Source organism: Pacificoceanicola algae (assembly GCF_049341065.1).
Lineage (GTDB): Bacteria > Pseudomonadota > Alphaproteobacteria > Rhodobacterales > Rhodobacteraceae > Pacificoceanicola.
The window spans coordinates 1-20,750 of the sequence record NZ_JBMPIX010000038.1 but is presented as its reverse complement, the minus strand read 5'-3'; the positions used below and the strand labels follow the sequence as shown (position 1 = coordinate 20,750).

The window sequence follows — 20,750 nt, the reverse complement described above, 5'->3', positions numbered from 1 at the left end:
CCGATCCTCCCATCCAACGCAGGAATTGAATCAGCCGACGCCCCTTCGATCAAGGGCGAGTTTTTCAACAAAATAGGTGATGTGCCGACACCTGGAATTTCCGACCGCTGCTTGTGATCCGACCTCTGCTCAATCGGCTTTTAGCCAGATGTTTGCGGCACGGCTCGAACCTCGAGGGCAACTCAGAGGGCAACGCAATCATCCCTGCCGCTTCAGGTGCCATACTTGCTCGACCGGATAGTACTTGGCCCAATCTGCTGGGATCGCCGCGCGTGTGCCTGATGCCCACTCGGGTGCATAAAGCTCCTGATACTTCGCGATGTCAAAACCGGTTTCTGTAAACAGGTCCATCCAAGACGAAATCGTCAGGTTGAAGCACACGCCCGTCGGCTCAAACTCGACCTTCGTCCAATCCGCGCCCCACATACCGTTATAGGGGCGATGCAACGTCCGGTTGGCGGGCGACCCGTCAACGGGCGAGCAGATTAGCGAAAGCGGATGGTTACCCAGGAACACCAGCCGCCCCCCAGGACGCAGCAGTCGCCATGCTTCCTGCAGCCATTTGTCCGGCGGGCACCAGATCGATGCGCCGTATTCCGAGACCGCGAAGTCGAACGCGGCATCCGGCAGGCCGGTCGCTTCCGCGTTCCCCTCGATGAAAGTGATATCCGCGCCGTGTTCCGCCGCGAGGGCCCGTGCGGTGGCCAACTGTTCGCCCGAGATGTCAACGCCCGTGACCCGCGCGCCACGGCGGGCCATCCAACCCGAGACATATCCCGTCCCACACCCCAGTTCGATTGCGTCCATGTCCGCCATGTTTTTGGGAAGCAGGTTCAGATCCTCGTCGGGAATTCCCCAGTTTCCCCATTCCGGGGTCGCAAGGCTCCAAAGGCGCTTGCCGACGGCGACCCAGTTGGCGGCATCGTCGTTCCAGACGCCGCGATTTATGGAAACATGGTCATTGTTCATCGTTAAAGTCTCTTGGTAACGCCAGCCCGTGGGCTGTCGTCGTGAATGAAGGGTTGATGTTACTCTTTTTGTGGCAGGGCCAACACCGATGGGCGGGCCGGGCCTCGGTCCGCAGGTGGCGTTCTTGCCATCTGGTCGAAGTTGAACCAACGGCGCAACGCGCGGACCAGCTTTGGCGGGCCGTCGACCATTAGCAGCCCGTTTTCGATTGCGCGGGCAAGCAGGACATCGCCGCGATAGACCCGGATCACATTCTCCAGCGTCGCGCGCAGGAACAGGTCAGTCTCACCGCCCGGGTCGGACACACAAAGGTCGAGCTGACCCTTCTCACACACGAACCAGTAATACCGCTTGTGCTGTGGTTGATCGGAAACATCGAGGCGAAGGACGTGGCGCTTTGGTCCGAACGCCGATGGATCGACGGAGTATTCCAATCCCCAGATCAGGAGCCCCAGATCGAGCTCGCCTTCCTCCAACTCCCGCCGTGTCCACCTTTGCCCCCACACCCCGAGCGCGCCAACAAGTGGAAGAAACTCCGTGCCGGCTTCGGTTAGATGATAGGTCCAGGATTTGCCTGTGGAACTGCGTCGGCGCTCGACAAGACCTTCGGCTTCCAGTTGACGCAGTCGCCGGGTCAGCAATGTGGCGGACATGTGCGGCACGCCCCGGTGTATGTCATTGAACCTCTCCGCACCGGCACCGAGGTTGCGAATGACCAGCGCGGTCCATCGCTCGCAGAATATCTCTGCGGCTTTCGCGATCGGACAGAATTGACTGTAGCCCTTCATGGCAACCTCCTCGCTTGCAGAAAAAATACCTCAGGCATTGCCACCTGAATACTCCAGATCGTGGAGTATCCGCCAAACGGCCCGCGTGGCACGATTGAACCTGGTCCAATGACAGGAGGTGACAATGAAAGTAGACGCCCTCAGCCCCGAAGCAGGCATGTGGGGGGAACCCGGCGAAGCCTATGACAGTATTTCGTTCGGTCTGTCCGACACCATTTCCCACACTGTGCAAGCCCTTTGGCCGAGGCCCGGCGAACGGGTTCTCGATATTGGTACGGGCACAGGCTGGGCCGCGCGGCTTGCCGCGTGGCGCGGCGCACATGTGACAGGCGTGGACATCGCACCTGGTATGCTCGCGGCCGCCGAAAAGCTTTCCGGCCAGTTCGATCCGAGGCCGGTTTTTCGTCATGCGTCAGCTGAGGCACTTCCATTCCCGGACGAGAGCTTTGACGGGGTGGTCTCGACCTATGGCGTCATATTCTCAAACGATCCGCCGAAGGCAGTCGCGGAGATGGCCCGTGTGCTTCGGCCCGGCGGTCGCGTGGCCCTTGCGACCTGGGCCGACAGGCCAGATGAGTATATCGCACAGTTCTTCGCTCTGGTTGCAGAATGGTCGGATGTGCCACCGCCCTCTGCCTCGCCATTCGACTGGGGAGGCATGGATTGGTTAAAAACCGCCTTTGCAAAGCACTTCGAGATTGACGCGCACGAACAGGTGACGACGCTCTATGCGCCAGATGTGGAGACCGTCTGGCACGAATACGTCAGTGGATTTGGTCCCGTAGCGGCGACAAATGCCACGCTCAGCGAGGATCGCCGGGACGCTTTCAGGACTGCTTTCCAGAATTTTCACCGTCCATTCGAGACCGGAATGGGTCTTGTAATCCCTCGGCACGCGCTTGTCGTACGTGGTTTCCGAAGCTGATCCTCACTGGGCGAAACATTGCAGAACGCCGACATGCTTTGACATTTACAATGCGCGACGAGCGGCCCTTCAGACGTGTCGCAGCATCGGTCGGGATGGGCTCGCTGCCGCCGTTCGATCGAACGCAGCATTTAAGCGATGCGGCGCGGTGGCCATCGACATGGGCGGCCCACAGCGGACATCCGATCTAAATAGACTCAATGACTGGTTCAGCCCGTATTCGGGCATTCGCTCGGATACTGCGCGTGTCTTGCCAGCAACCTCTCTTTCGTCACGTGCCGTCTCATTCGGACCGCCGGATTGCTCATACCTTCCCTTTCCACATTGCTGCGTCGGTGTGTTCCTGAGCGAGGTCTTCGAGGATCGGACAATCCGGGCGGTGGTCGCCCGCGCAGGCGTGGACGAGCTTGTCCAGTGTGGCGCGCATGGATTGAAGCTGGGCGATCTTGTCGTCGATCTGCTTCAGGTGGTCCTCGGCGATCTGCTTGACCTTTGCGCTTTCGCGGCCCTCATCCTCATAAAGGGCGACCAATGTCCGGCAGTCCTCGATGGTGAAGCCAAGGGCGCGGGCGCGGCCGAGGAAGGCCAGCTTGTGCAGGTCGCTCTCGCGGAAACTACGATAGCCGTTTTCGCTGCGCCCGGGGCGGATCAGGCCAATATCCTCGTAATAGCGGATGGTCTTGGCGGGCAGGCCCGAGCGGCGGGCGACGTCTCCGATGTTCATCTTTCCCTCCTTCATTCTGCCGGGGCGGCGATGGCGGCGCGCGGGGCGGTTTGGACCGCCCCTGTCTCATCCATCGCCGGGGCGACGCGGCGCAGGCGCAGCGCGTTGGTCAGGACAAAGACGGATGACAGCGCCATCGCCCCCGCCGCCAGCATCGGCGACAGCAGCACGCCGAAGGCCGGATACAGCACGCCCGCCGCGACGGGGATCAGCGCGGTGTTGTAGCCGAAGGCCCAGAACAGGTTCTGACGGATGTTGCGCATGGTACGGCGCGAGACCTCAAAAGCGTTGACCACGCCGCGCAGGTCGCCCGACATCAGCACCACGTCGGCGGATTCGATGGCGACATCGGTGCCGGTGCCGATGGCGATGCCGACATCCGCATGGGCCAGCGCGGGGGCGTCGTTGATGCCGTCCCCGACAAAGGCGATGCGGCGGCCTTGGCGCAGCTCATTCAGCGCGGCCACCTTGCCGTCGGGCAGGACACCGGCGATGACGTGGTCGATGCCGGTCTCGCGGGCGATGGCAAGGGCTGTCTCGCGCTTGTCGCCGGTGATCATGGCGACGGTCAGGCCCTTGGCGTGCAGCGCGGCGATGGCGGCGCGGCTGGCGGGTTTGACCGGGTCGGCGACACCGATCACCGCAGCCAGACGCCCGTCGATGGCGGCATAGAGCGCGGTGCGCCCGCGCGTCGCCAGATCGGTCTCGCGTTCGGCCAATGCCGAGATGTCGACCCCCTCGCGCGTCATAAAGCGGTCGGCACCGACCAGCACCAGCGCCCCGTCCACCATGGCGCGCACGCCATGCCCGGTGATCGAGGCAAACTCCTGCGCTTCGGCGCGCGGAGCGCCTTCGGCGCGGGCGGCACGGACGATGGCCTCGGCAATGGGGTGCTCGGACCGGTCCTCGACCGCCGCGATCTTGGAGAGCACATCGGCGCGATCAAAGCCTTGGGCCAGCACGAGGTCGGTCAGCTCGGGGCGGCCCTCGGTCATGGTGCCGGTCTTGTCCAGCGCGACCACCTGCACATCGTCCAGCTGTTGCAGCGCATCGCCCTTGCGGAACAGCACGCCCATCTCGGCGGCGCGGCCCGTGCCGACCATGATCGAGGTGGGCGTAGCAAGGCCCATCGCGCAGGGGCAGGCGATGATCAGCACCGACACCCCGGCCACAAGCGCCAGTGTCAGCGCAGGGGACGGGCCAAGAACCAGCCAGATCAGCACGGTCAGCACGGCGGCGGACATGACAGCGGGTACGAACCATAGGGTGATCCGGTCGACCAGCCCCTGAATGGGAAGTTTCGTCCCCTGCGCCTCTTCGACCATGCGGATGATCTGGCTCAGGGTCGTGTCGCCCCCGACGCGTGTGGCGCGGAAGTGCAAGCTGCCCGCGCCGTTCACGGTGCCGCCGGTGACGGCATCGCCGGGGGATTTCTCGGCCGGGACAGGCTCGCCCGTCAACATGCTTTCGTCGACACGGCTGCTGCCCTCAACGACCTCGCCATCCACGGCAATGCGCTCGCCGGGACGGATGACGATGATGTCGCCCTGCGCCAGATCGTCGACCGAGACCTCGACGCTGTCGCCGCCCTTCAGAACACGGGCGGTGCGGACCTGAAGGCCCAGCAGCTTCTGGATCGCTGCCCCGGTGCGCCCCTTGGCGCGCGCCTCCAGGAACCGACCCAGCAGGATCAGAACGACGATCACCGCCGCCGCCTCGAAATAGACGGCGCGGACGGCGTCGGGCAGAAGCCCCGGCAGAAAGGTCGCGATGACAGAATACAGATAGGCCGCGCCCGTGCCCACGGCGACAAGGCTGTTCATGTCGGGCGCGCCTTTCAGCAGTGCCGGGATGCCCTTGGCATAGAACATCCGCCCCGGCCCGATCAGCACCAGCGTGGTCAGGATGAATTGCAGGACCCAGCTGGTTTGCTGGCCGATGGTGGCGTTGATCCAGTGGTGGAACGGCGGAAAGACATGCCCGCCCATCTCGACGATGAAGACCGGCACCGCCAAGGCCGCCGCATAGGCCATGCGGCGCGACAGGTCGCGCGCCTCTTCGGCCTTGCGCGCGGTGCGATCCTCTCCGCCCGCCGTCTCAGACACCGTCGCCGGATATCCGATGGCCTTGCTGGCGGCCATCAACTGGGCAGGCGTCACGGCACCCTGCACATAGTGCACCGTCGCGGTTTCCGAGGCCAGGTTGACGTTGACGTCCAGCACGCCCGGCACCGCCTCCAGCGCCTTGTCGACGCGACCCACGCAAGAGGCGCAGGACATCGACTCGACGTTCAGCGTGACGCTGGCGGTGCGCGCCGGGTAACCCAGCTTGTCCAGCGTCGCGATGGCTTCGGCGAGGCGGTCGGGGCTGTCGACGGTCAGGCGCGCGGATTCAGAGGCCAGATTGACAGACACGTCTTGCACACCCTCCAGCGCCGTCAGGCCACGGTCGACGCGGCCAACACAGGACGCGCAGGACATGCCCTCGATGGACAGGGTGACTGGGGTTTGCTCGGGCATGGCGGCCTCCTTGATTCTTTGCGGCTGACCCCGATATGGGGGTTCCAGTCACGGGAAGGTCAAGGGTGAGGCAAAATTTTCCCCGCGCGGCGCAATCCCCTTGACCTTCCCCCCACTGGAAGGCCCATCTGCCCATCGAAACCGAAACGAAAGAGGGTTCGACATGGAATTCAACGTCCCCGACATGAGCTGTGGCCACTGCACCGCCGCCATCGAGAAATCCGTCAAGGCCGCCGATCCTGCGGCCTCGGTCGCCTGCGACCTGACCGACCGCCGGGTGAAGATCGACAGCGCGCTGTCGCCCGATCAACTGGCCGCCGCGATCAAGGATGCGGGCTACGACGCGGCGCCCGTCGCCGCCTGAGCCATGCCCCGGCGCGCGTCCTCAATGCGGCGCGCGCCCACGGGCGATGGCCAGATGATGCGCCGGGTGATGGTTCCCCGTGGCCATCAGCCCGAAAAAGCCCAAACCCCGCACCCGCGCCGTCGCCATGTCCGATGTCACGGTCCATTCGATCTTGGTCTCGTGAACCTCGACGCTGCTGTGCCAGCCGGTTTCCGCCGTCAGAACGGGCGCATGGGCGGGCACCATGCGCCATGCGGCCTCCGCCCCGGGGCTGTCGCGATGGACCGTCATCTTCAACCCGCCGGGCACGGGGGCTTCGTCCACCTCCAAGGCCAAAGCCAGCTGGTTCATGTCCTGAAGGTGACGGCGCAGCGCACCGATATCCACCTTGTCCCAATCGGTCTCGGGATCGGCGGCCAATACCGCCACGATCTCGGCCAGCGCGGCAAAGGCGGCTTGCCCGCCCTCGGTCGCGGCGACCTCGTGCAGTCCGGGCATGTGGCCGGCATGGGCATGGCCGTCCATCTGGGCGCTTGCGGCGACGGGCAGCAGCGCGAGGACAAGGGCAAGTCGTTTCATGGGCATATCTCCGTTGGCCTGATGCGATCAGGCTAACCGCCGCGCCCTGAAACCGTTATGATTGCGATCAAGAGCGACGATCCTTTCGACCACATTCCCGCGACCGCCCTCCGCCCGTTTGCCGTTGACGCGGGCCAGCCCTTGTTTCGACGCGAGGACATACCTACGGCGTTGTTTCGCGTAGATGCCGGGCGCGTCGCCCTGCACCGCGTGACCGAGGACGGCCAGCGGGTGACCATCGCGCAGATCGGTCCAGGCGAAACGCTGGCCGAGGCCAGCCTTTTCGCCGACGCCTATCACTGCGACGCAATCGCCGTGACCGATACGCGCGGGGTTGCCGTGGACCGGGCCGTGTTGAGGCAGCATCTGCGCAGCGATCCCGACTTTGCCGAGTCACTCGTGCGGAGACTGGCGCTGCAAGTCCGCAACGAACGCCAAAGGGCCGAGATCATGTCGATCCGGTCTGCCCGCGACCGGACCTTTGCCGCGCTGGCCTGCTTTGGCCAGTCTGGCACGATCACCGCCTTTGCCGCCAGCATCGGCCTGTCGCAAGAGGCATGCTCGCGCGCGCTGGCGGATCTGGTGACCGAGGGGCGCGTGGTGCGGCTGGGGCGCGGGCGCTATGCCTGCCGCCGCGTCCCGCCACGCTGATACGGTCGGCCTGCTGACGGAGCATGTGGCAACGCCGCATCTGCGCGCCCCTTTGCCCGAATGGCACGGATTTGGACGCATTTCGGAACCCTCCAGCGCTGGAAGGGCGTTCCGTCCACATTCGACCCAAGCAGGAGAGGATTGATGAAATATTCCAGATTTTTCCTGATGATCGGCACGTCGACGCTGGTAATGTTCTTGCTGATGTACCTCAACACCTACCTTTTGGGGCACGTCTTCTTTTCCGAAACGCGGGCCTGGATGGCGGTGTTGATGGGGGCGACGATGGCCTTTGTCATGCTGTCCTTCATGCTGTCGATGTACACGAACAAGGCGCTGAACGCGGGCATCTTCGTGGGCTCCGTCGTGGTCTTTGCCGCCAGTCTCTGGCTGGTGCGCAGCCAGGTCACGGTGCAGGACCGGTCCTTCATGCGGGCGATGATCCCGCACCATTCGATCGCCATCATGACCTCGTCCCGCGCCGAGATCACCGATCCGCGCGTGGCCAAACTGGCCGAGGCCATCGTCTACGCGCAGGACAAGGAGATCGCCGAGATGCGCTACCTGATCGCGGATATCACCGCCAACGGCGAGGCCGCGCCTAAGGGGGACACCCCCGAAGCGCAGGTCCAGAGCGCCGCCGAGGCGCTGCAAACCGAGGTCATAGCCACCGTCGATCCCGAATTCCTGACCGAAGCCGAGATCGCCAGGGTGCTGCCCGAGGGCGCAACCTGCCGCTTCACCTACACCGCCTCCAGCCCCGCCGTTCTGGCCGTTGGCCCCGAGGCTGCGGTGATGAAAATCAGCGGCGATCTCGTGCGGCTCGACCCGGCTGGCAGCGAGGGTGCCCCGCAATTCACCGACGGCCCGTTGACCGCTGAATTGCGCGACGCGGATGACCTGACGGACATGATCGTCACCGCCGAACAGGGCTATTCCGCCGGCTTCCGTGGCCAATACACCTGTGAAGGAGGCGCGTGATGCCCCGCGACACCCAAACCGCCACGCTGTATCGGATGGTCATGCCCGACCACCTCTGCCCCTTTGGCCTGAAGTCGAAGGACCTGCTCGAGCGCAACGGCTATACGGTCGATGACCACCATCTGGAAACCCGCGAGGAAACCGGCGGCTTCATGCAAAAGCACGGGGTCGAGACGACGCCGCAGACCTTCATCGATGGAGAACGCATCGGCGGGTACGACGACCTGCGCGTGTTCTTTGATCTGGACCCGCCGAAAGAGGAACAGAGCGAGACCAGCTACCAACCGGTGATCGCGATCTTTTCCATCGCGGCGCTGCTGGCGTTGGGGCTGTCCTGGCACCAATACGGCACCGTCGTGACGCTGCGCGCGCTGGAATGGTTCATCTCGCTGTCGATGACGATCCTTGCGATCCAGAAGCTGCAGGACGTCGAAAGCTTTTCCACCATGTTCCTGAACTACGACCTGCTCGCCCGCCGCTGGGTGCCCTATGGCAAGCTTTATCCCTTCGGCGAGGCACTGGCCGGCATTCTGATGACCGCCGGAGCCCTGACATGGCTGTCCGCCCCGGTAGCGTTATTCATCGGCACGGTGGGCGCCGTCAGCGTGTTCAAGGCGGTCTATATCGACAGGCGCGAGCTGAAATGCGCCTGCGTCGGTGGATCGTCGAACGTGCCTTTGGGGTTCGTCTCGTTGACGGAAAACCTTATGATGATCGTCATGGGCCTGTGGATGGGCGCGCGTGCATTGGTCGGCTGACCTGTCGGATCCGTGAGGATGTGGGGCTTGACCCGCGCTCGCAATTTGCCGCACTCTCTGCCGCAGTCCACAGTGGAGAGCCCGTGCGCCTGATCCTCGTTCTTGTCCTGACCGGCCTGCTGGCGTTGCTGACCCTTCCCGGGGCAGCGATGGCGCATAGCGTGTCGGATGGGGTGGTGTCGGATCATATGACAGGCTGCCCCGAGTGCACCGAGCTGGCCGGTGGCCCGAACACCGACCATGACTGCCCGCATGTCACAAGCTGCGGTGCGATGGTGATGGTCAGCCCGGCGATTTTGCCTGCAACGATTGCACCGCAGAGTCGGCCACTTGATCGCGCCGGGGCAAACCTGTTGGACGGCATTCCCCCTCGGATCGACCTGCCGCCGCCGCGCCTGTCCGCCTGACCCTTGCCTCATCGGCGGCTCGCCCGCCACCAGACAGGATCAGCGCAGCCCGCAGGGGCGCGCGACTCAGGACCATATCATGAAAACCAAACTGATCGCCGGGGGCGCAGCCCTCATCATGGCCGCAGGCGTGTATACTTTGACGCGCGAGACCGCGCCCGAAGAGGCCGCCGAGGCCGCGCCCGCCCAAGGTGCCCCCATCGTCGAAGTCACCCTTCCCGACACGCTCAGCGCCGAGGCGGAACTCGGCAAGCGCGCCTTCGATGCGGTCTGCGCCACCTGCCATGGCGAGAACGCGTCGGGCAAGACCGGGTTCGGCCCGCCGCTCGTGCATGTGATCTACGAGCCGTCTCATCACGGCGACATGGCGTTCGAACTGGCGGTGCAGAATGGCGTCCGCGCGCATCACTGGAAATTCGGCGACATGCCCGCTCAGGATGGGCTGACCAAAGCCGATGTTACCGGGATCGTAACCTATGTGCGCGCGCTTCAGCGCGCCAATGGCATCAACTGAGGAGATGCGCATGGAACTCAATCGCAGGGCCTTTTGCGCCGGGATGGCCGGTGTCGCCGGGATGGCGCTGGCCCGCCCCGCCTTGGCCGCCCCCGATGTACTCAGCGCGCGCAAGGCCAGCGTGCAGCTTGCGCCCGAAGGCTATCCCGCCACGCAGGTCTGGTCCTATGACGGCACCATTCCCGGCCCGTTGATCCGCGTGCCGCAAGGCGGGCGCGTGACCCGGCAACTGGTGAACGAACTGGACGTGCCGACCTCGATCCACTGGCACGGCATCCGCATCGACAATGCGATGGACGGGGTCGCGGGCCTGACACAGGAGCCGGCCGCGCCGGGTGAGACCTTCGACTATGACTTTGCCGTGCCCGATGCGGGCACATACTGGTATCACGCGCACACCAACTCGATGGAGCAGGTCGCGCGCGGCCTGTCCGGCGTACTGATCGTGGATGAGGCAACACCGCCGGACGTCGACCGTGACGAGGTGTTGATGCTGGACGACTGGCTGCTCGACCCGGAGACCGGCCTGTTTGCCGAACCTTTCGACCATCCCATGATGATGAGCCACGGCGGACGGACCGGCAACCTGATCGGCGTGAACGGGCAATACGCCTATGCGATGCAGGCCGAGACGGGCGAACGCCTGCGCCTGCGGCTGATCAACGCCGCCAATGCCCGCATCTTTGGCCTGAAGCTGGAGGGCATGACCGGCTGGACCGTCGCGCTGGACGGGATGCCGCTCGATGCGCCCGAGCCGGTGAGAGACGAGATCGTTCTTTCCCCCGCGCAGCGCGTCGACCTGATCGTGGATGTAACCGCCAGCGACGGCCCCGCCGGGCTGTTGATGTCTCTGGACGGGGACAGCTGGGAGGCGCTGGTCGAAATCGGCGTCACAGGCGCGCGCCCCCGGCGCAATGCCGCCCCCGCACCGCTGCCCGCCAACCCGAACACCGCCCTGCCAGACCTGTCGAACGCGCGCCGCTTTGACATGGTGATGGAGGGCGGTGCCATGGCCGGCATGGACAGCGCCACCTACCAAGGCGAGCAGATGGACTTCCGCGCGCTGATCGAAAAGGGCCAGTTCTGGGCGCTGTCCGGTCAGGCGGGCCTGTTCGACACGCCCTTTGCGTCCCTGAAACGCGGAGAGGTGGCCCGGGTGACGCTGACCAACCGCACGGCGTTTCCGCATGCCATGCACCTGCACGGCATGCATTTCCGCGAGGTCCGCGCCGATGGCACCATGGGCCCGCTGCGCGACACCATCCTGTCCGTCCCGGACGCGCCGCTCGACATTGCCTTTGCCGCTGACAATCCCGGCAAGTGGCTGTTCCATTGCCACATGCTGGCCCATGCCGCATCCGGCATGAATACGTGGATCGAGGTTGCATGACTCTCATCAAAACCAAGGACATAGGGACTATGAAAAAGACAGTATTCGCCGTGGCGCTGGTTGCGCTCGGAACCGCCGCGCTGGCGCATGGCGGCGTCAAGAACAAGGATGTCATGGCACGGATGGAGGTCATGAAGACGATTGGCGACCAGATGAAGGTCATCGGGTCGATGGCCAAGGGCGAAGCGGCGTTTGACGCCTCGACAGCTAATGAGGCCCTGACCGAGATCGCCGCGCAGTCCGCGCAGATCGAGTCGCTGTTCGAGACCCGCGCCGACGATCCCAAATCCGAGGCGCAGCCCGCGATCTGGGAGGATTGGGAGGACTTCGCGCAACTCGCTTCGGCCACCGAAACCACCGCCGAGGGGTTGATCGGAACGGTCTCGGCGCAAGCCGATCTTGGCCCTGCGCTGGGGCAATTGGGCGGGGCCTGCAAGGCCTGCCATTCGAAATACCGCAAGTGACACGACCGCGCCCCGTTCACCGCGGGGCGCGTATCGGAAAGGGCTCAGCCCGCCAGCAGTTTTTTCCGCGCGGCGTAATCCTCGGCATCGATGTCGCCCCGGGCGAGGCGCATGTCGAGTTCGGCCATGGCATCACCGGATTTCTGCGCCGGACCCGTATCGGAGCGCCGGACAAACCAGATCACTCCGGCCACAACGAGGCCCAGAACGATCAGCCACAGGATTGGACCGAACATCATGCTCATCCCGTATCCGTAGCCATCCATCATGTAGCCAAAGCCGTCACCCCGGTCGGCCAGCGCCGGGCCTGCCACCAGAACCATCGCAAGAACAAGGTGTTTCATCGGGACCTCCTGTCGGTTTCCACGTGTCCGATCCTGCACCCGGCGCCAATGCGCGGCCTTGATCCTGCGCAAGGAAACGGCCCCGAAGGGCCGCCCCATGATCACATCACGATCACTCTGCCGTGATCTCGGTCACGCTCAGCTTGCCGTTCAGGCGGTCGGCGACAAAGACGACCTTCGCGCCTTCGGCAAGGCCTTCCATCATGCCGTCTTCATAGGCGAAGACCATCTTCATCGCGGGCATGTCGAGATTTTCCAATGGGCCGTGGTCGATTGTGACCTTCTTCCACTTGGTGTCGATCTTGGTGATGGTGCCTTGACTCATAGGCATGGCGTCCTGCGCCAGTGCGGCGGTTGCGGTCATCAGGCCAAGGGCGAGGACGGTGATCAGGTTTTTCATGGCGCGTTTTCCTTTGCTGCGTCAGTGGTCGTGATTTAGGTGGGATTTCGGGGGGACCTGCGTGGCGGGCCCGTCGGCGCGGGCGAACTCGGGCAGCTCGCCCGTCCATTCCCAGGCCTGCGTTCCGGGCGGGTTCACGTACCAGCCGGGGTCGGAATAGTCGCCGGGGGCAATCCCTTCGCGGACCTTCACGACACTGAACATGCCGCCCATCTCCAGCGGTCCATAAGGCCCCCAGCCGGTCATCATCGGGATGGTGTTGTCGGGCAGCTCCATCGACATCTCACCCATATCCGCCATGCCCGCCGTGCCCATCGGCATGTAACCGGGCTGCTGCTGGCGGATCATCCGGGTCAGGCGGCGCTTGTCCGTGCCGATGAAGGTCGGCAGGTCGTGGCCCATCGCGTTCATCGTGTGGTGCGACTTGTGGCAGTGGATCGCCCAGTCGCCTTCGTGCACGGCGTCGAATTCATAGGCGCGCATGGCACCCACGGGAATGTCGATGCTGACCTCGGGCCAGCGGGCGCTTTTGGGCACCCAGCCCCCATCGGTGCATGTGACCTCGAAATCATAGCCGTGCATGTGGATCGGGTGATTGGTCATCGTCAGGTTGCCACAGCGCACCCGCACGCGGTCGCCCTTGTTGACGACCAACGGATCGATATCGGGAAAAATCCGGCTGTTCCACGTCCACATGTTGAAGTTCGTCATCTCGGCGACCTTCGGGATGTAGGTGCCGGGATCGATGTCATAAGCCGCCAGCAGAAAGGCAAAGTCCCGGTCGACGCGCATGAAGGCCGGATCGCGCGGATGCACGATGAACAGGCCCATCATTCCCATCGCCATCTGCACCATTTCATCCGCATGGGGGTGGTACATGAAGGTGCCGGACTTGGTCAGGTCGAACTCGTAGACGAAGGTCTTGCCGGGCGGGATCGCGGGGTGGCTGAGCCCGCCCACGCCGTCCATCCCCGAGGGCAGGATCAGCCCGTGCCAATGCACCGATGTGTGCTCGGGCAGGCGGTTGGTGACGTAGATGCGCACGCGCTCGCCCTCCACCGCCTCGATAGTGGGGCCGGTCGACTGGCCGTTATAGCCCCAAAGCCGCGCCATCATGCCATCGGCCATGATCCGTTCGACGGGTTCCGCAACAAGGTGGAATTCCTTGACGCCCGCGTTCATCCGCCACGGCAGGGACCAGCCGTTCAGCGTGACAACGGGGTTGTATTCCAGCCCGGTCATGGGGCGGTCTGGCACCTGCGTGTAGGGGCTGTCGGTAAAGGCAGCCTCGGGCAGGTCGCGAAAGCGGGTTTCAGCGGCGGCAGCCGAGGCCAGAACAGCCCCCGCGCCACCGGTCAGCAATTGACGGCGGTTCATTCTTCCCCTCCCGGGATCGGTCCCCAGATGACGGTTTTCAGATCGGATTCGGCGCGCCAGTAGGCGGCCTTCGCCTTGGCGGTTTCCAGTTGGGCCTCCAGCCCGTCGCGGGCGTCCTCGATCAGCTCGAAGGTCGAGGTCAGCATCCCGTTGTAGGATTTCAGCGCCTCGCGGTCGATTTCGCGCCTCAGCGGCAGCACCTCGTCGCGCCAGTGGCGGGCGATGTTGTAGGTGCCGGTGACGGCCGCATGGGCCGAGCGCGCCTCGGACCGTGCATTGACCGCCTGCTGGGCCAGCGCATGGGCGGCGCGGCTGTATTCCAGGGCACCCCTGCGCGACGTCAGCGGTCCGGCGTCATAAAGCGGGATCTCCAACCCCACCGCCAGCACCGGCGAGACTTCTGTTTCGCGACTGTCGCTGCGTTCGATCTCCACCCCGGCAGTGACAACCGCCGACGACAGTCGACGTGTCTGCGTGTCCAGCCGGTATTGCTGTGCAATGGCCTCAAGCTCCAGCTTGGCGATGGCCAGATCGGTGCGGTGTTCCAGCGCCAACCGTTCCGCGTCGCTGCGTCCGGGTTTGCGACCGGGCAGCGACGGCAGGCGGTCAGGCACGTAGTAGTCGATGCCGGTGCCATAGAGTCCCATCAGCCGCGTCAGCTGTTCCTTGGCCAGTTGCGCCTCCAGCCGCGCCTCGGTGCGCTCAGCCGCCAGTTCGGCGGTGAAGACATGCTCACGCGCCTGGTCGGCTCGGTTCATCGCGCCGGTGCGCCCCAGTTCGGCAGCCAGTTCCGAAGCCGCCTCGGCGGTGCCCTGCGCTCGGCCGATCAGGGCCGATGCCTCGAAGGCGGCGACCGCGTCGATCCATGCGCGGCGCGTCTCGGCGGCCAGCGCGACGGTTTCGGCCAGGGCCACCATCTGCGCCTGCCGAAAACGCGTCTCGGCCAGTTTGGTGCGCGGTTTCTGCATGGCAAGGTCAAGGATTGCCCCTGTCACCACCGCCTCGAGCGACCGGGCCAACCCGGCCTCACCGATTCCGCTGATCCCGATCTCGAAGCTGGGGCGCGGGCCAAGCGCGACGTTCCACAGGTCCGCCGCAGACAGGCCCAGCTCGGCATAGGCGGCCTGAAGCCCGCGATTGTTCATCAAGGCAACCTGTATGGCGGTCTCCGCGTCAATGGTCTTGCCCGCGACCAGCGACTTGGCACGGGCTTCGTTCGCGGCGACCTCGGCCGAGGTCTGCGCCCAGGCCGCGTTGGCCCCGGTGGACCGTTTCGCGCCGTCCGCGACAAACCCAAAGCCCGCACGTGGATCCGATGCCCTGTCGATCACGCTTTGATCGACACAGGCCGCCAACAGCGCCAGAGAGGCCATGCCCAGCAAGCGCGCACTCATGTGCCACCGCCCGGCGCTTGCGCGTCGTTCAGCTGCCGCCAATCCAGCGGCTCGGTGATGGGGAGCGCCGTATATGAGACGGTTGGTCCCGGCGGCGCAACGTCCACCAGATGAGGATCGGCGGCACGAACAAACGCGCTCGCCTCAGGCAACGCAAGCGGCTCAGTACAGCCCGCAAGCGCAAGCGGCACGAGGGCCGCGAAACGATATTTCATGGAATGGCTCCGAAGGGATCACTGGCAAGGGCGCGAAATGCGCCCGCGATGCACGATGATCAGACCCTCGGGGGTCGTTTCAGGCCAAAAGGTCCCGACTGGTCGATCAGGGAGGCGCTGTCCCAAGGATGCGGCAGACGGGTTTCAAGAAACGCGGTCGGCCGCTCGCCCATGTCGAAGGGATAATCGACGGAGCAGACCACGTCACGGCAGACAACCTGATCGTCCGAGGTGCTGACATGCTCGGACATACCGTGATCAGTATGGAGCATGTGGCCCTCCGGTGCATATCCATGCTCGGCGACGATCTCGCTGATGCCACATCCCGCCTGCCCAAATGCTGCTTGAGCCACGACCGGATAGATCATGACTGCAAGGCCCGTCAGAGCGACAAGCATGGCAAAGGCGAACCGCTTTATCATGGTTGGATCGTTGACCGAAGCCGCGAAGCAGGGCAACTCACGAATGCGTCATGAAGATGCGGGATAAGATCGTTTCCAGGACATGCCAACACCAGTGTCGCGCGGACGTTCCAAAACATGACCATTCAAGCCGGTTCACAGCAACAGATCGCGGAGTGACATGAGCCAGCGCCATGTGCTGTTCGACGCATTGACGAGCACTCCGCGAACCGCCCGATTGCACGGCCGCATCATCTCTTTGCCGTTCTGCGGATCAGGAGCCGCGCCCAAGCAGTGCGCAGCACTTCGCATTGCAGACCCTACGAGTTTCGCAGCAAAGGACCGTTCTCCGCCCTGACTGTCGGGAGGGTGGCAGCAACGGGCATCAGCTGGCGTCTTTGAACTCGGCGTATTCGCCGCGGACCTGAACAGTCACCGTCACATCCGAGCTGTCGCGGTTGCGCCAGAACCAGCCGTGTTCCCCGTCGAAACCGGCGAGGATCGCGCCTTCGGACCCGGTTGAGCCGCGGCCTTTTTCATAGGTCACCGACTGATCGCCGCCATGGCCGTGCAGGTCGAAGTTCACCCGCCCGCCTTCCACGGTCATGCGATATTGCGCGGTCTGGCCTTCGGTCATGACCAGCTTCCATTCGGCGTACTCGCCGGGTTCGAGCGTGAAGCTGACCTCGTCGCGCCAGACGATGGCCTCCTGTGCGTGTGCGCCACCAACGAACAGGCCGAAGATGTCGTTCAGCAGGCTGGACTGATCGCCTTCGGCCTCCATCATTTGCCGGTCCATCTCGGCCTCGTCGGCAAGCTGGGTCTTGATTTCGCCCATCTCGGCCAGACCGATCGCACGGCCGACGCCCGTCGGGTCGATGCCATATTCCGCGGGCAGGACGACGGTGACGAGGATCGCCGCGGCAGAGACGGCTGCGATGGCGCTGGATTTCAGAAGCTGCGCCGTGCTGGGCAGTTCCTCGAGCGAGGGACGGTTGGAATTGAACATGTCGTGTCTCCTTGTCTGAGTTTCAGGTTGTCTGAATTTCAGGCGACGAAAAATCCGGTGATCTGGTAGCCCATGAGGATGAACCCCAAGGTCATCATCACCACGTTGGCGGTATAGGCCTGGCGCAGGAAGGCGGGGCTGCGGCGCCAGTAGCCCATGACGATCAGGATGACGGCAAGCGCCATGATCTGACCGAGCTCGACGCCGACATTGAAAGCCAGCAGGTTGGGCAAGAGTCCGTCCGAGGCGATGTCGTAGTCGAGGATCTTGGTGGCGAGGCCCGTGCCGTGGAAGAAGCCAAAGATCAGCGTCGCGGCCTTGGTGTTGGGCTGGAACCCGAACCAGCGCTGGTAGGCGCCGAGGTTGTCGAGCGCCTTGTAGACGACCGACAGGCCGATGATGGCATCGACGACATAGGCGTTCACGCCCCAACCGAACCAGACGCCGAGCAGCATCGTGGTTGAGTGGCCGAGAGCGAAGAGGCTGACGTAGATGGCGACGTCCTTCATCTTGTAGAGGAAGAAGACGACGCCGAGCAGGAACAGGATGTGGTCGTATCCCGTGACCATATGCTTGGCCCCGAGATAAATGAAGGGGATAAGGTTCACCCCCCAGATTTCCTGTATGTAGCCGGCGTCGCCTTCGGTGACGTTATGGGCGACAGCGCTTGATGCCCAAAGCATCAACACCGCGAGGGCAGGAAGGATGGCGGTGGCGCGTGTATTGCGCCATGACCGACCATCCGCGAATACGGATTGCATAAAAGTCTCCTTGGATTGTCCGTTGTGGCATGTCTGATCGCCCGTCAGGGCGGAGGTCACGCACGCGGCGGTCTTTCCAAACGAAACAAGGGGGGCGACCAATTTGCCTGCGAGAGCCCACGCCACTCCGCGCTCGTTTCGCTATAACTCAACGCGAACCGCGCGGGCATGAGAACGGCTTGAGAATGGTCGTGGTCGGACACGTCATGGCTGTGGCCGTGCATCGCCCAGATCAGATCTTCTTCCAAACCATGGGAATGGCCATGCTCTGCAACCATCTCGGCATGGTCCTGCAAGGTCTCAAGGACAGTCGGAATATGAGACGCGGTTGGCGCGACGGTCCAGACGAGCAGCGCAAGGCACGACAAGGCAACAATCGCCCGGCGCATCAAGCGCACTATCGCACCGCCACTGCACATGTCTTGCCTGTCCCTTTCGCTCATGCCTTGTTCTTGGCGTCTTGCGCCATCCCCCCGGGGAGGTTAGCCAATGCCTATGACAAAATCTCATACACATGCAAGTCACCCCAAGGTCGTATCCCGGCTTAAACGCGCCGAAGGGCACTTGCGCTCGGTCATTTCCATGATCGAGGAGGGGCGCCCCTGTGTCGAGGTGGCCCAGCAGTTGCAGGCCGTGGAAAGCGCGATCCGGAACGCCAAGCAAGCGTTGATCCATGACCACATGGATCACTGTCTGGATGCGGACGACAGCCAGGACCGAACGGAACTCAAAGCGATTTCCCGTTATCTTTAGAGGCTTCAGATGTTCGACATCTTGTCCGACCGCACCTATCGCCACCTTTTCCTCGCACAGGTTGTGGCACTGTTGGGGACGGGTCTGGCCACGGTCGCGCTTGGGCTCCTGGCCTACGATCTGGCAGGCGACGAGGCCGCGATGGTGCTGGGCACGATCTTTACGATCAAGATGGTGGCCTATGTCGGCATCGCGCCGCTCGCCGGGGCCTTTGCCGACCGCGTAGATCGGCGCAGGCTGTTGGTCGTGCTGGATCTGGTGCGGGGCGCCGCAGCGCTGTGCCTGCCCTTCGTCACCGAGGTCTGGCAGGTCTATGTCCTGATCTTCCTGCTTCAATCGGCTTCGGCCGGGTTCACGCCCACCTTTCAGGCAACCATCCCGGATGTTCTGCCGGAAGAGGCACGCTATACACGCGCGCTGTCGCTGTCGCGGCTGGCCTATGATCTGGAAAATATCGTTTCGCCGACGCTGGCGGCGCTTCTGCTGGCGGTGATGAGCTACAACACGCTGTTCCTTGGCACCGTGGCCGGGTTCGCCGCCTCGGCGCTGCTGGTGGTGTCGGTCCTGTTGCCCAGCCCCAAGGTGTCAGAGCCTCGCGGCATCTACGATCGCACCACGCGCGGCATTCGCATTTACCTGGCGACGCCACGCCTGCGTGGCTTGCTGGGCCTGAACCTGGCCGTGTCCAGTGCCGGCGCCATGGTGTTGGTGAACTCGGTGGTGCTGGTGCGCGGGCAACTGGGGCTGGACGCCAGCGCGCTGGCCTGGACGATGTTCGCCTTTGGCTTTGGCAGCATGGCGGCGGCGCTGGTCTTGCCGCGCCTTCTGGATCGAGCCCCGGACAGGCTGGTGATGTTGGCCGGGGCTTGGACGATGGTGGCGACGCTGGCCGGCCTCGCAGCGACGATCCTGTCACTCAGCCTGAGTTGGCCCTTGTTGCTGGTGGGGTGGCTGGTGGTAGGGCTTGGTTATTCGGCGGTGCTTACGCCCTCGGGTCGATTGCTCCGCCGCTCGGCGCACCCCGAGGACCGGCCTGCGCTGTTCGCCGCGCAATTCGCACTGTCCCATGTCTGCTGGTTGCTGACCTATCCGCTGTCCGGCTGGCTGATGACTGCCTTCGGGACAGTCCCCGCGCTGCTGGCTTTGGCGGCACTGGCTTCGCTCGGCACCCTCGCTGCTCTGCGCCTTTGGCCTGCGGGTGATCCGGAGGCGGTCGAGCACACCCATGACAACCTGCCCCTGAACCACCCCCACCTGCAAGGCCACCGCCAACACACTCACCCGCTGGTCATCGACGACGCCCATCCTCGCTGGGGCTCGCAGTTCTGATTTAGTGCGGTTTGGTCCAGCACAAGGAGCGACTCTTTTGAATATTATTTATTGAATGTGTTTGCATTGAGGAGACCCACATGCCCCACCCGAAAGGCTATTCGAAAGCGCAGATCGCCCTGCACTGGGTCATCGCGGTCTTGGTCGCCGCGCAATACCTATTCCATGACAGCATCGTCGCCGCTTGGGCGGGGATCCGCAAGGTCGATGAATTTCTCTTCGAGCCGCTGATCCTTGCCCACGTCGCAGGCGGTCTCCTTATTCTTGCGCTGGTGGCTTGGCGTCTGACCCTGCGTCTACGCTACGGCGCACCACCTCCCACAGAAAACGAGCCCGGCTCGCTGAAAACCCTGTCGCACATTGCCCATTGGAGTTTTTTCGGACTATTGGCAGCCTTGTCCGTATCCGGAGGCGTGGCTTGGTTCGCCAATATCGGCACCGCAGCGGAAGCGCACAACCTCCTGAAGATCGCTCTCCTGGCACTCATCGTGCTTCACGTCCTTGCCGTCCCCTTCCACCGTATCGTGCTGAAAAACAACGTCATGCTGCGGATGGAACGCGCAGGCTGAAATCATAAGGCGGGTTATCAAGGGACTTAGTGTGCAGATCGCCTCAGTACCGATGCCGAAATTCGTGCATAGCCGCCGTCCGAGTTCAGCGCAGCGAAAGTCCGTCGTCCGCCGATTCCGTGGAAAAACACCCGTTCGCGAGTGCAGAATATCGACGGCTGAACATGGCGTGAGCGCCTTTCC

The 20,750-nt window shown here is 63.8% G+C and carries 26 protein-coding genes; 12 read left to right on the top strand and 14 right to left on the bottom strand.

What is annotated here, in order from left to right; genetic code table 11:
* Nucleotides 1–198: 198 nt before the first annotated feature.
* Entirely contained in the window at nucleotides 199–969 is a 771-nt protein-coding gene (locus ACOYQJ_RS25130) for a class I SAM-dependent methyltransferase (RefSeq protein WP_422908635.1), read from the bottom strand.
* Between the two features lie 59 nt (nucleotides 970–1,028).
* Nucleotides 1,029–1,757, bottom strand: a complete 729-nt coding sequence (locus ACOYQJ_RS25125; protein WP_422908634.1) for a winged helix-turn-helix transcriptional regulator — start codon at nucleotides 1,755–1,757, stop codon at nucleotides 1,029–1,031.
* A gap of 124 nt (nucleotides 1,758–1,881) precedes the next feature.
* Here ACOYQJ_RS25125 and ACOYQJ_RS25120 point away from each other — a divergent pair, with 124 nt between their 5' ends.
* Nucleotides 1,882–2,682 carry a class I SAM-dependent methyltransferase gene (locus ACOYQJ_RS25120; RefSeq protein ID WP_422908633.1) on the top strand — a complete coding sequence of 267 codons (801 nt, stop codon included), beginning with the start codon at nucleotides 1,882–1,884 and terminating at the stop codon, nucleotides 2,680–2,682.
* Between the two features lie 304 nt (nucleotides 2,683–2,986).
* Here ACOYQJ_RS25120 and cueR read toward each other — a convergent pair whose 3' ends face one another.
* Both cueR and ACOYQJ_RS25110 read right to left on the bottom strand, forming a co-directional pair.
* Nucleotides 2,987–3,406: a Cu(I)-responsive transcriptional regulator gene (gene cueR / locus ACOYQJ_RS25115; RefSeq protein ID WP_422908632.1), complete on the bottom strand. Its 420-nt coding sequence runs from the start codon at nucleotides 3,404–3,406 to the stop codon at nucleotides 2,987–2,989.
* Nucleotides 3,407–3,417: 11 nt separating this feature from the next.
* Nucleotides 3,418–5,925: a heavy metal translocating P-type ATPase gene (locus ACOYQJ_RS25110; RefSeq protein ID WP_422908631.1), complete on the bottom strand. Its 2,508-nt coding sequence runs from the start codon at nucleotides 5,923–5,925 to the stop codon at nucleotides 3,418–3,420.
* Between the two features lie 163 nt (nucleotides 5,926–6,088).
* Here ACOYQJ_RS25110 and ACOYQJ_RS25105 point away from each other — a divergent pair, with 163 nt between their 5' ends.
* Nucleotides 6,089–6,289, top strand: a complete 201-nt coding sequence (locus tag ACOYQJ_RS25105; protein ID WP_419412528.1) for a heavy-metal-associated domain-containing protein — start codon at nucleotides 6,089–6,091, stop codon at nucleotides 6,287–6,289.
* A 21-nt stretch (nucleotides 6,290–6,310) separates the two neighbouring features.
* Here the strand turns inward: ACOYQJ_RS25105 and ACOYQJ_RS25100 are convergent, their stop codons facing one another.
* Nucleotides 6,311–6,850: a hypothetical protein gene (locus ACOYQJ_RS25100; RefSeq protein ID WP_422908630.1), complete on the bottom strand. Its 540-nt coding sequence runs from the start codon at nucleotides 6,848–6,850 to the stop codon at nucleotides 6,311–6,313.
* Between the two features lie 57 nt (nucleotides 6,851–6,907).
* On the opposite strand from ACOYQJ_RS25100, the gene ACOYQJ_RS25095 reads away from it, so the two are divergent.
* The 7 genes from ACOYQJ_RS25095 to ACOYQJ_RS25065 all read left to right on the top strand — a co-directional run bounded on the left by ACOYQJ_RS25095 (nucleotide 6,908) and on the right by ACOYQJ_RS25065 (nucleotide 12,015).
* On the top strand, nucleotides 6,908–7,501 hold the full coding sequence (locus tag ACOYQJ_RS25095; protein ID WP_422908629.1) for a Crp/Fnr family transcriptional regulator: 594 nt from the start codon (nucleotides 6,908–6,910) through the stop codon (nucleotides 7,499–7,501).
* A 144-nt stretch (nucleotides 7,502–7,645) separates the two neighbouring features.
* Complete coding sequence (locus tag ACOYQJ_RS25090; protein WP_422908628.1) at nucleotides 7,646–8,482, top strand: DUF305 domain-containing protein; 837 nt, start codon at nucleotides 7,646–7,648, stop codon at nucleotides 8,480–8,482.
* Nucleotides 8,482–9,240 carry a MauE/DoxX family redox-associated membrane protein gene (locus tag ACOYQJ_RS25085; RefSeq protein ID WP_422908627.1) on the top strand — a complete coding sequence of 253 codons (759 nt, stop codon included), beginning with the start codon at nucleotides 8,482–8,484 and terminating at the stop codon, nucleotides 9,238–9,240. Before ACOYQJ_RS25090 ends, ACOYQJ_RS25085 begins: the two co-directional genes overlap by 1 nt.
* 83 nt (nucleotides 9,241–9,323) lie before the next feature.
* Entirely contained in the window at nucleotides 9,324–9,647 is a 324-nt protein-coding gene (locus ACOYQJ_RS25080) for a hypothetical protein (protein ID WP_422908626.1), read from the top strand.
* Between the two features lie 79 nt (nucleotides 9,648–9,726).
* Nucleotides 9,727–10,161, top strand: a complete 435-nt coding sequence (locus ACOYQJ_RS25075) for a c-type cytochrome (protein ID WP_422908625.1) — start codon at nucleotides 9,727–9,729, stop codon at nucleotides 10,159–10,161.
* Between the two features lie 10 nt (nucleotides 10,162–10,171).
* The gene (locus tag ACOYQJ_RS25070) at nucleotides 10,172–11,551 is read left to right on the top strand and encodes a multicopper oxidase family protein (protein ID WP_422908624.1); all 1,380 of its coding nucleotides are present in this window, start codon (nucleotides 10,172–10,174) and stop codon (nucleotides 11,549–11,551) included.
* A 29-nt stretch (nucleotides 11,552–11,580) separates the two neighbouring features.
* On the top strand, nucleotides 11,581–12,015 hold the full coding sequence (locus ACOYQJ_RS25065) for a c-type cytochrome (protein WP_422908623.1): 435 nt from the start codon (nucleotides 11,581–11,583) through the stop codon (nucleotides 12,013–12,015).
* Nucleotides 12,016–12,059: 44 nt separating this feature from the next.
* Here ACOYQJ_RS25065 and ACOYQJ_RS25060 read toward each other — a convergent pair whose 3' ends face one another.
* The 9 genes from ACOYQJ_RS25060 to ACOYQJ_RS25020 all read right to left on the bottom strand — a co-directional run bounded on the left by ACOYQJ_RS25060 (nucleotide 12,060) and on the right by ACOYQJ_RS25020 (nucleotide 18,359).
* Nucleotides 12,060–12,359, bottom strand: coding sequence for an SHOCT domain-containing protein (locus tag ACOYQJ_RS25060; RefSeq protein WP_422908622.1), 300 nt, complete (start codon nucleotides 12,357–12,359; stop codon nucleotides 12,060–12,062).
* A gap of 112 nt (nucleotides 12,360–12,471) precedes the next feature.
* Complete coding sequence (locus tag ACOYQJ_RS25055; protein ID WP_422908621.1) at nucleotides 12,472–12,759, bottom strand: copper-binding protein; 288 nt, start codon at nucleotides 12,757–12,759, stop codon at nucleotides 12,472–12,474.
* 21 nt (nucleotides 12,760–12,780) lie between these two features.
* A complete protein-coding gene (locus ACOYQJ_RS25050) occupies nucleotides 12,781–14,136 on the bottom strand; it encodes a multicopper oxidase family protein (RefSeq protein WP_422908620.1) in 1,356 nt (451 codons plus the stop codon).
* Nucleotides 14,133–15,530 (bottom strand): TolC family protein, encoded by a 1,398-nt coding sequence (locus ACOYQJ_RS25045; RefSeq protein ID WP_422908619.1) that lies wholly within the window; start codon nucleotides 15,528–15,530, stop codon nucleotides 14,133–14,135. Before ACOYQJ_RS25045 ends, ACOYQJ_RS25050 begins: the two co-directional genes overlap by 4 nt.
* Nucleotides 15,527–15,745: a hypothetical protein gene (locus tag ACOYQJ_RS25040; RefSeq protein WP_422908618.1), complete on the bottom strand. Its 219-nt coding sequence runs from the start codon at nucleotides 15,743–15,745 to the stop codon at nucleotides 15,527–15,529. Before ACOYQJ_RS25040 ends, ACOYQJ_RS25045 begins: the two co-directional genes overlap by 4 nt.
* A gap of 59 nt (nucleotides 15,746–15,804) precedes the next feature.
* On the bottom strand, nucleotides 15,805–16,167 hold the full coding sequence (locus ACOYQJ_RS25035) for a hypothetical protein (protein WP_422908617.1): 363 nt from the start codon (nucleotides 16,165–16,167) through the stop codon (nucleotides 15,805–15,807).
* A gap of 364 nt (nucleotides 16,168–16,531) precedes the next feature.
* The gene (locus ACOYQJ_RS25030; protein ID WP_422908616.1) at nucleotides 16,532–17,155 is read right to left on the bottom strand and encodes a transmembrane anchor protein; all 624 of its coding nucleotides are present in this window, start codon (nucleotides 17,153–17,155) and stop codon (nucleotides 16,532–16,534) included.
* A gap of 38 nt (nucleotides 17,156–17,193) precedes the next feature.
* Nucleotides 17,194–17,838, bottom strand: coding sequence for a HupE/UreJ family protein (locus ACOYQJ_RS25025; protein ID WP_500797230.1), 645 nt, complete (start codon nucleotides 17,836–17,838; stop codon nucleotides 17,194–17,196).
* Between the two features lie 134 nt (nucleotides 17,839–17,972).
* Entirely contained in the window at nucleotides 17,973–18,359 is a 387-nt protein-coding gene (locus ACOYQJ_RS25020) for a hypothetical protein (protein WP_422908614.1), read from the bottom strand.
* Nucleotides 18,360–18,411: 52 nt separating this feature from the next.
* On the opposite strand from ACOYQJ_RS25020, the gene ACOYQJ_RS25015 reads away from it, so the two are divergent.
* The 3 genes from ACOYQJ_RS25015 to ACOYQJ_RS25005 all read left to right on the top strand — a co-directional run bounded on the left by ACOYQJ_RS25015 (nucleotide 18,412) and on the right by ACOYQJ_RS25005 (nucleotide 20,567).
* A complete protein-coding gene (locus ACOYQJ_RS25015; protein WP_422908636.1) occupies nucleotides 18,412–18,669 on the top strand; it encodes a metal-sensing transcriptional repressor in 258 nt (85 codons plus the stop codon).
* Between the two features lie 9 nt (nucleotides 18,670–18,678).
* The gene (locus tag ACOYQJ_RS25010) at nucleotides 18,679–19,998 is read left to right on the top strand and encodes an MFS transporter (RefSeq protein ID WP_422908613.1); all 1,320 of its coding nucleotides are present in this window, start codon (nucleotides 18,679–18,681) and stop codon (nucleotides 19,996–19,998) included.
* A gap of 80 nt (nucleotides 19,999–20,078) precedes the next feature.
* On the top strand, nucleotides 20,079–20,567 hold the full coding sequence (locus tag ACOYQJ_RS25005) for a cytochrome b (RefSeq protein ID WP_422908612.1): 489 nt from the start codon (nucleotides 20,079–20,081) through the stop codon (nucleotides 20,565–20,567).
* Nucleotides 20,568–20,750: the final 183 nt, after the last annotated feature.

What these genes read in the sequence shown, in the direction of transcription:
- ACOYQJ_RS25130 (WP_422908635.1), bottom strand. Translation starts at nt 969, where the DNA reads ATGAACAATGACCATGTTTCCATAAATCGCGGCGTCTGGAACGACGAT.
- ACOYQJ_RS25125 (WP_422908634.1), bottom strand. Translation starts at nt 1,757, where the DNA reads ATGAAGGGCTACAGTCAATTCTGTCCGATCGCGAAAGCCGCAGAGATA.
- ACOYQJ_RS25120 (WP_422908633.1), top strand. Translation starts at nt 1,882, where the DNA reads ATGAAAGTAGACGCCCTCAGCCCCGAAGCAGGCATGTGGGGGGAACCC.
- cueR (WP_422908632.1), bottom strand. Translation starts at nt 3,406, where the DNA reads ATGAACATCGGAGACGTCGCCCGCCGCTCGGGCCTGCCCGCCAAGACC.
- ACOYQJ_RS25110 (WP_422908631.1), bottom strand. Translation starts at nt 5,925, where the DNA reads ATGCCCGAGCAAACCCCAGTCACCCTGTCCATCGAGGGCATGTCCTGC.
- ACOYQJ_RS25105 (WP_419412528.1), top strand. Translation starts at nt 6,089, where the DNA reads ATGGAATTCAACGTCCCCGACATGAGCTGTGGCCACTGCACCGCCGCC.
- ACOYQJ_RS25100 (WP_422908630.1), bottom strand. Translation starts at nt 6,850, where the DNA reads ATGAAACGACTTGCCCTTGTCCTCGCGCTGCTGCCCGTCGCCGCAAGC.
- ACOYQJ_RS25095 (WP_422908629.1), top strand. Translation starts at nt 6,908, where the DNA reads ATGATTGCGATCAAGAGCGACGATCCTTTCGACCACATTCCCGCGACC.
- ACOYQJ_RS25090 (WP_422908628.1), top strand. Translation starts at nt 7,646, where the DNA reads ATGAAATATTCCAGATTTTTCCTGATGATCGGCACGTCGACGCTGGTA.
- ACOYQJ_RS25085 (WP_422908627.1), top strand. Translation starts at nt 8,482, where the DNA reads ATGCCCCGCGACACCCAAACCGCCACGCTGTATCGGATGGTCATGCCC.
- ACOYQJ_RS25075 (WP_422908625.1), top strand. Translation starts at nt 9,727, where the DNA reads ATGAAAACCAAACTGATCGCCGGGGGCGCAGCCCTCATCATGGCCGCA.
- ACOYQJ_RS25070 (WP_422908624.1), top strand. Translation starts at nt 10,172, where the DNA reads ATGGAACTCAATCGCAGGGCCTTTTGCGCCGGGATGGCCGGTGTCGCC.
- ACOYQJ_RS25065 (WP_422908623.1), top strand. Translation starts at nt 11,581, where the DNA reads ATGAAAAAGACAGTATTCGCCGTGGCGCTGGTTGCGCTCGGAACCGCC.
- ACOYQJ_RS25060 (WP_422908622.1), bottom strand. Translation starts at nt 12,359, where the DNA reads ATGAAACACCTTGTTCTTGCGATGGTTCTGGTGGCAGGCCCGGCGCTG.
- ACOYQJ_RS25055 (WP_422908621.1), bottom strand. Translation starts at nt 12,759, where the DNA reads ATGAAAAACCTGATCACCGTCCTCGCCCTTGGCCTGATGACCGCAACC.
- ACOYQJ_RS25050 (WP_422908620.1), bottom strand. Translation starts at nt 14,136, where the DNA reads ATGAACCGCCGTCAATTGCTGACCGGTGGCGCGGGGGCTGTTCTGGCC.
- ACOYQJ_RS25045 (WP_422908619.1), bottom strand. Translation starts at nt 15,530, where the DNA reads ATGAGTGCGCGCTTGCTGGGCATGGCCTCTCTGGCGCTGTTGGCGGCC.
- ACOYQJ_RS25040 (WP_422908618.1), bottom strand. Translation starts at nt 15,745, where the DNA reads ATGAAATATCGTTTCGCGGCCCTCGTGCCGCTTGCGCTTGCGGGCTGT.
- ACOYQJ_RS25035 (WP_422908617.1), bottom strand. Translation starts at nt 16,167, where the DNA reads ATGATAAAGCGGTTCGCCTTTGCCATGCTTGTCGCTCTGACGGGCCTT.
- ACOYQJ_RS25030 (WP_422908616.1), bottom strand. Translation starts at nt 17,155, where the DNA reads ATGTTCAATTCCAACCGTCCCTCGCTCGAGGAACTGCCCAGCACGGCG.
- ACOYQJ_RS25025 (WP_500797230.1), bottom strand. Translation starts at nt 17,838, where the DNA reads ATGCTTTGGGCATCAAGCGCTGTCGCCCATAACGTCACCGAAGGCGAC.
- ACOYQJ_RS25020 (WP_422908614.1), bottom strand. Translation starts at nt 18,359, where the DNA reads ATGAGCGAAAGGGACAGGCAAGACATGTGCAGTGGCGGTGCGATAGTG.
- ACOYQJ_RS25015 (WP_422908636.1), top strand. Translation starts at nt 18,412, where the DNA reads ATGACAAAATCTCATACACATGCAAGTCACCCCAAGGTCGTATCCCGG.
- ACOYQJ_RS25010 (WP_422908613.1), top strand. Translation starts at nt 18,679, where the DNA reads ATGTTCGACATCTTGTCCGACCGCACCTATCGCCACCTTTTCCTCGCA.
- ACOYQJ_RS25005 (WP_422908612.1), top strand. Translation starts at nt 20,079, where the DNA reads ATGCCCCACCCGAAAGGCTATTCGAAAGCGCAGATCGCCCTGCACTGG.